Source organism: Mycobacterium sp. ENV421 (assembly GCF_002887815.1).
GTDB lineage: Bacteria > Actinomycetota > Actinomycetes > Mycobacteriales > Mycobacteriaceae > Mycobacterium.
In genome coordinates this window covers 1-8,417 of record NZ_PDHO01000069.1, presented here as the reverse complement: position 1 = coordinate 8,417, position 8,417 = coordinate 1, and the positions used below count along the sequence as shown (strand labels likewise).

At 59.5% G+C, this 8,417-nt stretch carries 5 protein-coding genes and 1 pseudogene; 2 read left to right on the top strand and 4 right to left on the bottom strand.

The genetic code is table 11. The features are described from left to right. Window positions 1-33 precede the first annotated feature (33 nt). The gene (locus CRM90_RS28970) at window positions 34-849 is read right to left on the bottom strand and encodes a hypothetical protein (RefSeq protein ID WP_142391486.1); all 816 of its coding nucleotides are present in this window, start codon (window positions 847-849) and stop codon (window positions 34-36) included. A gap of 44 nt (window positions 850-893) precedes the next feature. On the opposite strand from CRM90_RS28970, the gene CRM90_RS28965 reads away from it, so the two are divergent. After that, a protein-coding gene (locus tag CRM90_RS28965; protein ID WP_102810313.1) for an IS3 family transposase occupies window positions 894-2,056 on the top strand; the annotation gives its coding sequence in 2 pieces (ribosomal slippage) (window positions 894-1,178 and window positions 1,181-2,056; 1,161 coding nt in all). A 31-nt stretch (window positions 2,057-2,087) separates the two neighbouring features. On the opposite strand, the pseudogene CRM90_RS28960 reads toward CRM90_RS28965, so the two are convergent. Next, window positions 2,088-2,360: pseudogene (locus CRM90_RS28960) on the bottom strand (hypothetical protein); the annotation flags it as partial. A gap of 76 nt (window positions 2,361-2,436) precedes the next feature. On the opposite strand from CRM90_RS28960, the gene CRM90_RS28955 reads away from it, so the two are divergent. Further along, window positions 2,437-3,581 (top strand): IS3 family transposase gene (locus CRM90_RS28955; RefSeq protein ID WP_102810312.1). Its coding sequence is split into 2 segments (ribosomal slippage): window positions 2,437-2,704 and window positions 2,704-3,581, totalling 1,146 coding nucleotides; the frame shifts between segments, so codons are not numbered across the junction. Between the two features lie 7 nt (window positions 3,582-3,588). Here the strand turns inward: CRM90_RS28955 and CRM90_RS28950 are convergent. Both CRM90_RS28950 and CRM90_RS28945 read right to left on the bottom strand, forming a co-directional pair. After that, window positions 3,589-5,553: a DUF499 family protein gene (locus tag CRM90_RS28950; RefSeq protein WP_102810311.1), complete on the bottom strand. Its 1,965-nt coding sequence runs from the start codon at window positions 5,551-5,553 to the stop codon at window positions 3,589-3,591. Between the two features lie 33 nt (window positions 5,554-5,586). Next, the gene (locus CRM90_RS28945; RefSeq protein WP_353617003.1) at window positions 5,587-8,352 is read right to left on the bottom strand and encodes a DUF1156 domain-containing protein; all 2,766 of its coding nucleotides are present in this window, start codon (window positions 8,350-8,352) and stop codon (window positions 5,587-5,589) included. Window positions 8,353-8,417 lie beyond the last annotated feature (65 nt).

Sequence of the window (8,417 nt, the reverse complement as noted above, 5' to 3'; positions counted from 1 at the left end):
CACCCATCATCACCGCCAATGACGCCGACATCCTCATCCATAGCGACGGGCAACAGATTTGGAGCCAACGAACCTCGTGACTGTGGTGATGACTGGCTCCGGAACAACTGTCACAACGCAGGGCTTATCCGTGTGTTCTGTTCCAGGTTCATCAGATTTTGGCTTCACCTGAGCCTGCTCGGCGATCTCTTCGTCTCGTTGCCTTTGAGCCAACGCGGGCTTGACCACCAGAGTGTTGTCAGTGACTACCACCGCACGGCCGTCGGTCGGAAGAACCAGCCCTCGGAAGCGCCCGTCCTCATAGCCTTCAGCCAACGCGAAGCCGTCGTATTCCCAGGCCGTGGACTGCTGCTGAACAACGCCAGCATCAAGGACTGTTCGGTCGCGGAGTCGCGTCATGTACGGGTAGCGGGCGAACAGCTTCCAAAGCTCGCCGACACTGATGTACCCCTGTTCCCAGGCGGCCGGCACCCGGTTCTCGAGAACGAATCGGATTGTGGCCGGGCCAAGTTGAGAGGTGAGTTGACCTTCGGTGCCGAGTTTCTTGCTAACACGCTCACCGAGCGAGGCAGCTTGTCCCTCAGCCTTCGTGGTGGTGATTGTGAAGGGTGCTGCCGGATCGGCTTGGGACGGAACAAGAAGCCAGTGATAGGCGCCGAGCAGTCGCGCAGTGGCGGTGTCGGAGTTTTTTTGGGTTTGTTCCTCGGCCTGTTGGCGCTGGCTTGGTGTTAGGTCGAGCTCGCCCGCGTTGTTGAGGACGTCCTTCCACCCTAGGTATTGACGCACTGCGTTGTCGAGCTCTTCCAGCCGGGATTCATCGGCGGGGTCTGCTGCACGAATAGGTGACATCTGAGTTGGCTTGCCCGTAATGGGCGAGCTGGAAGGATGTCATTGTGCCCAGGCCTTACCCCCAGGAGTTCCGCTACGACGTCGTGCGGGTCGCTCGCAACCGCGACGACGGGGTGACGATCGAACAGATCGCCACCGATTTCGGTGTCCACCCGATGACGCTGCACAAGTGGATGCGCCAAGCCGATATCGACGAGGGCGCCAAGCCCGGCAAGAGCACCAGCGACTCGGCTGAGTTGCGGGAGCTGCGCCGCCGAAATCGGTTGTTAGAGCAAGAAAATGAAGTATTGCGTCGAGCGGCGGCGTATTTGTCGCAGGCCAATCTGCCGGGAAAAGACTCTACCCGCTCGTAAGTGAGCTCGCCGCCGACGGGATTCCCGTGGCGGTGACGTGCCGGGTACTCAAGCTCGCCCGCCAGCCCTACTACCGCTGGCGGGCCCATCCCATCACCGACGCCGAACTCCTCGAGGCTTACCGGGCCAATGCGCTGTTCGACGCCCACCAGGAGGACCCCGAGTTCGGCTACCGCTACCTGGTCGAAGAGGCCCGCGATGCCGGCGAGCCGATGGCCGAGCGCACCGCCTGGCGGATCTGCACCAGCAACCAGTGGTGGAGCGTGTTCGGAAAGAAACGCGGCAAGAACGGCAAGGTAGGGCCGCCTGTGCACGATGATCTCGTCGAGCGCGACTTCACCGCTGATGCGCCAAATCAGTTGTGGCTCAGCGATATCACCGAACATCGCACCAGTGAGGGCAAGCTGTACCTGTGTGCGATCAAGGACGTGTTCTCCAACCGCATCGTCGGGTACTCGATCGACTCCCGGATGAAGTCCCGGCTGGCCACCACAGCGCTCAGTAGTGCAGTAGCACGCCGCGGCGAAGTTGCCGGGTGCATAGTCCACACCGACCGCGGATCTCAGTTCAGGTCAAGAAGATTCGTTCACGCGTTGGGTCGCTACGACATGGTCGGCTCGATGGGCCGCGTCGGGGCGGCCGGCGACAATGCGGCCATGGAGAGCTTCTTCAGCCTATTGCAGAAGAACGTGCTCGATCGCCGCCGTTGGAACACCCGGGAAGAGCTGCGGATCGCAATCGTCACCTGGATCGAACGGACCTACCATCGACGCCGACGTCAGTCCGGTCTCGGGCGGTTGACCCCGATCGAATTCGAAGCAATTATGACCACACCGGCCAGTCAGGCCGCGTGACCGAGACTGTCACCTGATCGTGCAGCAGACCCCCCCGTTGACTGCTCTGGGATTGCAGCCGGCCGATCATCTCAGCCCACACGTCCTGCGGATGCAGCCGCTCGGCTTGGTCTTTGGCGCGGCGGGTGATGTTGGCCTGGGTGTCGTACCAATACTTGCCCTGCCCCGTATAGAAGTACGTAGCTCGGTCAGCAAGCCTCGTCAGGGCGGAGTGGAAGTTTCCAATCACGTCTCCCGGAATCGCGGTTCCGAGAAACACTCGCTGCGTCTCTAAGCCCTTATGCGAAGTCCCGATGGTCGTGGCGTGTTCCCACTGAATGAGTCCAACCAGTTTTAGAGTCCTGTGGCCCGGTATCGGGCGAGAAGGGACGATGAAACGTATGGCTGGTCGGAAGCGGCATTCCGCAGAAGACATTGTGCGCAAACTGCGCCGCGCGGACGAGCTGACCGCGGAAGGCAAGACCGGTGACGAGATCGCCGCCGAACTCGGTGTCTCGGCGGCGACGCTCTACAACTGGCGCCGCGCTTACGGCGGGATGGACACCGACGCCGCCAAGGAGCTCAAGGAGCTGCGCGAGCAGAACGCCCGATTGAAGCGGCTGCTGGCTGAGGCCGAACTGGTCAAAGACGCCTTGCGGGAGGTCGCGAAGGGAAAATTCTGAGCCCAGCTGCCAAGCGCCGCGCCGTCGACATGCTCAAGGAGACCTTGGGTATATCGGAACGGTTGGCGTGCAAAGCTGTTGGGCTGGCCCGCTCCACCCACCGTCGCCTGCCCCTGTCGCAGACCCCCGCCGATCCTGACACCGATATGAGGGCCTGGTTGCGCTCGTATGCCACCAAGAACCCGTGCCACGGGTTCCGCCGTGCGTGGGCGGCGCTGCGCTACGACGAGCGCCGTGAGGTCAACAAGAAGAAGATCCACCGCCTCTGGCGCGAAGAAGGCCTCCAGGTCAAGATTCGCAGCCCGCGCAAGCGGGCCGGCGTGTCCTCGATTCCACCGATCGAGGCAGATGCCCCGAACGTGGTGTGGGCGATCGATTTCCAGTTCGACTCCACGATCGACGGCAAAGCCATCAAGATCGCCTCGATGGTCGATGAACACACCCGCGAGTCGATGCTGAACATCGTCGAGCGGTCGATCACCGCCGAACTGCTCGTCGCCGAACTCACGAAGGTGTTCGCCGCCGCAGGCGGGCCGCCGAAGGTGCTGCGGATGGACAACGGCCCGGAGTTCATTTCGCAAGCACTACAACAATTTTGCGACCGCCGAGTGGGCATGTCCTACATCCCGCCGGGTACGCCGTGGAACAACGGACACATCGAATCCTTCAACAACCGCCTGCGCAAGGAGTGCCTCAACCGCAACCACTGGAACACCCTGCTCGAGGCCCGCGTGGTCATCGGCGACTTCAAGGATGAGCACAACCACCGGCATCGCCACTCATCGCTGGGCTACCGCACGCCGGCCGAGTACGCTGCCGAATGCAGGTGCACCCACACCCCAGTGGCCTGCGAGATCAACTGAATCTGGATCAAACAAACCCGACTCTAATTCCGGGTGGACTTGGTATCGGGGACTCGCCAGTCGGAGCTGCGCCGAAGAAGACAGTGCGAGCGAGGCGGCGGGTAGTGCGGCGCTGTCCGTACAGCGGGGTTTCGGTGTCGATACGCACCGGCTCAGATTCATCACCGTCAACATCAGCGTCGATGATGGGCTTCCACGAATCTTGCAGGTATTGGGTGAGTTCGGAGTTGACCGCCGAAACCGCAAGCGGAATGGATCCCGGCATGATCAGAGGTGAAACGTCGCTGTCGCCTACCCACAGTGCGTGGATGATGGTGTTCATTAAGCGCAGCACACCGCGAGTGCGTTGGAACCGCTCTAGCGTTGACCAATCCTGATAGAGCCGATCAAACAGTTCGGGGTGAATCGGATAGGTCTCTCTGATCCGCTGCTCATAAGCAGACTCACGGGACTCACGCGGGAACTCCTGGCCGTGCTTGCCGTACATATCCACAAACGCCCGCGCGGTCTGTCTGATTGCAGCTAACGCCGCCGCATCGGGCTCAACGAACAGTCGCCGTCGAACAATGTGATACGCCTCATTCGACGACGCTGGCCGCCACTGATCCGCCACCCGGCGCACAACATTCTGCAGTCGTTTAAGTGCCTCAAGACCATAGGTGCCGCCGACCTCCTCCGCAGTACCGGCCGAGTGCGTGCTGTCATCGGCGTTATCGGAAGCCGGAATCGAGATCGCCAACAACACGCCAGGAGTTGCTTTCACGGCCTCAGTCAGGGACTGAGCGAAAGTGAACTGGGTATCGAAAGTTCCGGCCCCACTGTGCTCCTGGGAGTACAACTGTCGGGCGTAGGCCACCCATTCGTCGATCAAGATGACCGCTGGCGCGTACCGGGCGATCAGGGTATGCAGAGCTTCACCAGGATTTGTGCCAGCCTGGTCGGCGTCCGCAACGATCGCGTATCCCTCTGCTCCACCCAACTGCCAGGCCAACTCGCCCCAGATGGTGTTCACACGGGTGCCGTCTACCTTCTCGGCGCCAGTGGGCGCTAGATGGTTGCCGACGATTGCGACCCGGCGCACCGTTGAAGGCAGATCGCTGTAGCCGTGGGCCGCCAGGAGCTCTTGGACGTCTTGGTTGTAGGACGTCAGCGGTAGCCCCGATGCCAGATGCCATAAAGCCAGCATCGAGTGGGTTTTACCGCCGCCGAAGTTGGTCTGGAGATTGATCACCGGGGAAGCGTTGGTGTCACCAGCGAGTCGCCGCACAGCCCGGCCAATCAGATCGCGCAAACCTTCGGTGAGGTAAGTGCGGCTGAAGAACTGAACGGGGTCGGCGTAGTCACTACTCTGCTGCGGATCACCGCTGGCCACCTTGTAGAGATCGGCGGCGAACTCCGCAGCGTGGAAGTTCCCGGTCGCAACGTCCGCGTGCGGCTGGAGTACCTCGCGCCACGGCTTGAGACCGTGCGAATCCGGGCTGGCAGTGGTGTCCGAGCTGACTTTGCGATCGTCCTTATCGGCAGTGACCCGGCGAAGATTCAGGCGGATCGCCGCAACCCCAGCGGCCGCCTGAGCCCCTCCCACCGCGACGAGAAGCCGTTCGCAAGTGTCCAGAGCGCGGTAAGCATCGTCATCGGTAAATGGCTTGTTGTGCGCGAAATCGTCACGGTACTTGCGCAGTTCGCTCGCATAAGACTTATGCACTGGGCTGAGTAGTCCGTCGAACGGGTACCACCCTGGTTTCAGTTGGTGCGGAATATTCTCGGTGAGCATGCGTAACTGAACCTGAGGATCGGTGCGGCTGTATTCCTTGCCATTGATACCCCGTTCCTCATCGCGGGCGGCAACCAGCAGCGTCCATTCCGCCCCATCAGGCAGGTTCTCGGTCAGCGTCTTCTGCAAGAAAGCATCAAAGATCGGCGCGGCGGTCTCGAACATCTTGTTGACACGATCGCGGTTACTCATAGCCATTGCGCGGGCCCTCCCAAACTCTGTCGTGGAGCTTCACTCATCACCGGCGAAGTCGAGTGCTCCCTGGCGGGCATCCGATCGTGGCGCGCGGGATGCGTCGATGATGTCGGGCCAGGCGGTAACGAGGCTGTTGAAGCTGATCGCATCCTTCATCCACTTGTTGTCTTCAGCAATACGGAACAAAAGATGAGACAGCTCGGGAATCAGGTCGATGTCGATCGCACTGTCTCCTCGTGCGGATGCCTGCGCGAGAAATGAACCGACCGAGGGAATGCCCTCCGACTCCATGATTCTTATCAAGTGGTGCAACACCTCCCATGTGCTGACTGATTCATCGGTGATCACGTCGTAATCATCTGCCATATCGGACGGACGAAAAAGTCGAACGACGCCCTTTCGGCCAGTTAAAATACCCTCGCGCTCAAGAGTCGCCACCGAAGAGTTTCGTGCTCGGGCAAGGTTGTCAGCATCGCCGAAATCGCCTTCGCCGTAGCCTTGGGTACGGAACCACGCGATCGCAAATCGCGTCGTGGAATCGAAATCGCCCTCTTGCTCAGTTAGCACTTCATCGAGCATCTCATTGATTAGTGAGAGGGCAGCTCGCACGGTCATTGGTGATCCATCGGGCTCAAGCACTGCGGAGTAGCGACTAAAGACCGCCATCCCTGGCCCGATTGCCGCCTGCGGGAGGTCAACTGGGGCAACACCACCGGCTTGGAGTGTGGTAACCGAGTCTCCCAACTCGGCTTTCATAACCGCGATAAACCCTGAACGGTCTTGAGTTGGCGCGGTCTTTGGCCTCGGACGCAAAGCCAGCACAATGGACGAAGCAAGAGCGTTATGCCCAACCGCGATCATCCGCGCGGTGCGCTCGCTCCGCATGGGCCATGTGGCTGTGATAGTCCAGCCTGCCCGAACCATGCCATCTAGAAGCGTTTGCCAACCGGAAGAAACAGCGCCTTCATCCGAAGTCTCAGTCTGCTTGAACGCGTAATAAACGGTCATGGGGTAATCCGCAAGCGCATTTTCGCGAGCATTTGTGAAGACCTCCTCGAATCCCGCCTCGAAGAACTTTCGCGCTGCATCTCGGCCGCCGTGACGATATGGATTGGCGACTAGTTCGTCAGCCTTCGGAACGAGCAACGTACCAAATAGTTCGGGGAGAACCTCTTTGAGTGTTCTGCGTTCCCACACGTACAGAAAATCTGACAAGTCGGAGTAAGCGATGTTGTCGTAGTACGGCGGATCAGTTGAGACAAGACCCCCAGCCCAGGTCACCTTTGTTGCACTCCGCTGGCTAACATTGGCGGATCCTAAGGCTGGGAGTTGCTCGACCGCGTCGGCAATCCACTTGATATGGCCATTGATGTTCCCAACGGCGTTGGAAAATGGATTGATCTCGACGTAATCCCAGGCCATAGGGATAGCTTGCCTGGCGAAAGTATCGCGAACACCCTCTATCTGCGGGATCCAACTGCACACAGCGGATAGCCAGTCCGCAAGTTTCGACATCAAGAATCCTAAATAAACTGTAACGACGTCCGCATAAGCTGCGGCGCCGGCGCCGCCTTTTTCTAGACGGTCGCCAAGATCCATGCCGGCCGCACTCGCGTCGCGCTGAATAACTTCCCGACCTTCAGCTATTAGGTCACTGAGAGTGGTCAAGGTGACGAGTTGACGATTAGTGAAGAGGCTCGAGAACGTCGATAGCCCGTAGGCGGGAGTCCACAGATTCCTCGGATCTATGCCCAATTCCTGGTCAGGAACGTCGGCCGGCGCCTCTACGTCCGCGGCTTTGACTTGTTCGTCGCTCGGCTCAAGGTAAATTCGCCGCCGATCGCCTTCGGCGACGACAGCGAGCAGAGTTTGGCTCATTCTGCCCGCTAGGGCCTCCGACTTCACGTATTCCTTTGATATGACCGATTCGCATGCGATGCAAGACCCACCGGTTCGCCCGGACATGGTGGCTCGAACTGGTTGACCAGGCCCACTCCGAATGGTGAAAGTGACGTCTTTTGAATCACCTACCGGCGAATGGGGCACGATAAATGTCTCTCGGCCCTTTTTCTTGCTCAGCCACCACGAACGAACGAGGGGCGCTTTTATACGACATGCGGGATTCGGGCAAGTCACAGTTCGGCCCCAAATGCAGGCAATTACGTTCGCTTGTACACCGTTTGGAAGGTCAACCTTCGGATATAAGTGACCAAGGCGTCGAAAAGCCTGGTCACGTAACCGTTCACCGTAAGCACGAACGTCGGCAGCAATCCCATGTGCGCCTGTCCATTCTGTAATTTCCGACCCAGCAAGACCGGGGTATACAGGCTCCCTAGCTGCAAATTTCGGAGGAAACTCGACAAGAGCCTTGTTTATTAGCACCGCAACCGGATTCAGATCCGATGCTTGGACTTGAAGTCCTAAACGCTGAGCCTCCAGAGGAATGCTCCCGCCGCCTGCAAATGGATCGACGATGAAGGGGGGATTAGATCCAGTTGACTTCTTGATTTCGGCCCGCGCATCTGCCAGAACTGAAGCGTCATTGGTGTTCTCCCACTCAACGAGTTTAGCGATAATGGTATGCAGTCGTTCGCGCTCTATTTTTTGTGCGGCTTCGGTAGGGAATTCGTCGGGTCGAGCGGAGGGGTCGTCCACTAGCTGGGAGAATAAGACGGCGCGAACCGTTGCCAGCGGCCGACGAGCCCACCACAGGTGAAGGGTTGCCGGGTGCCCCCTTCTCGGTACCGATTTTTCGTGAGCGGAAGCTTTGTTGATGGCTTCGAGAGGTAAGGCGACCTCGATCAGCTTTTTACCCGACTTGGCTCAATTTAGTGTTCAAGTCCGTGGCTGATCTTGGCGAGGGCGTC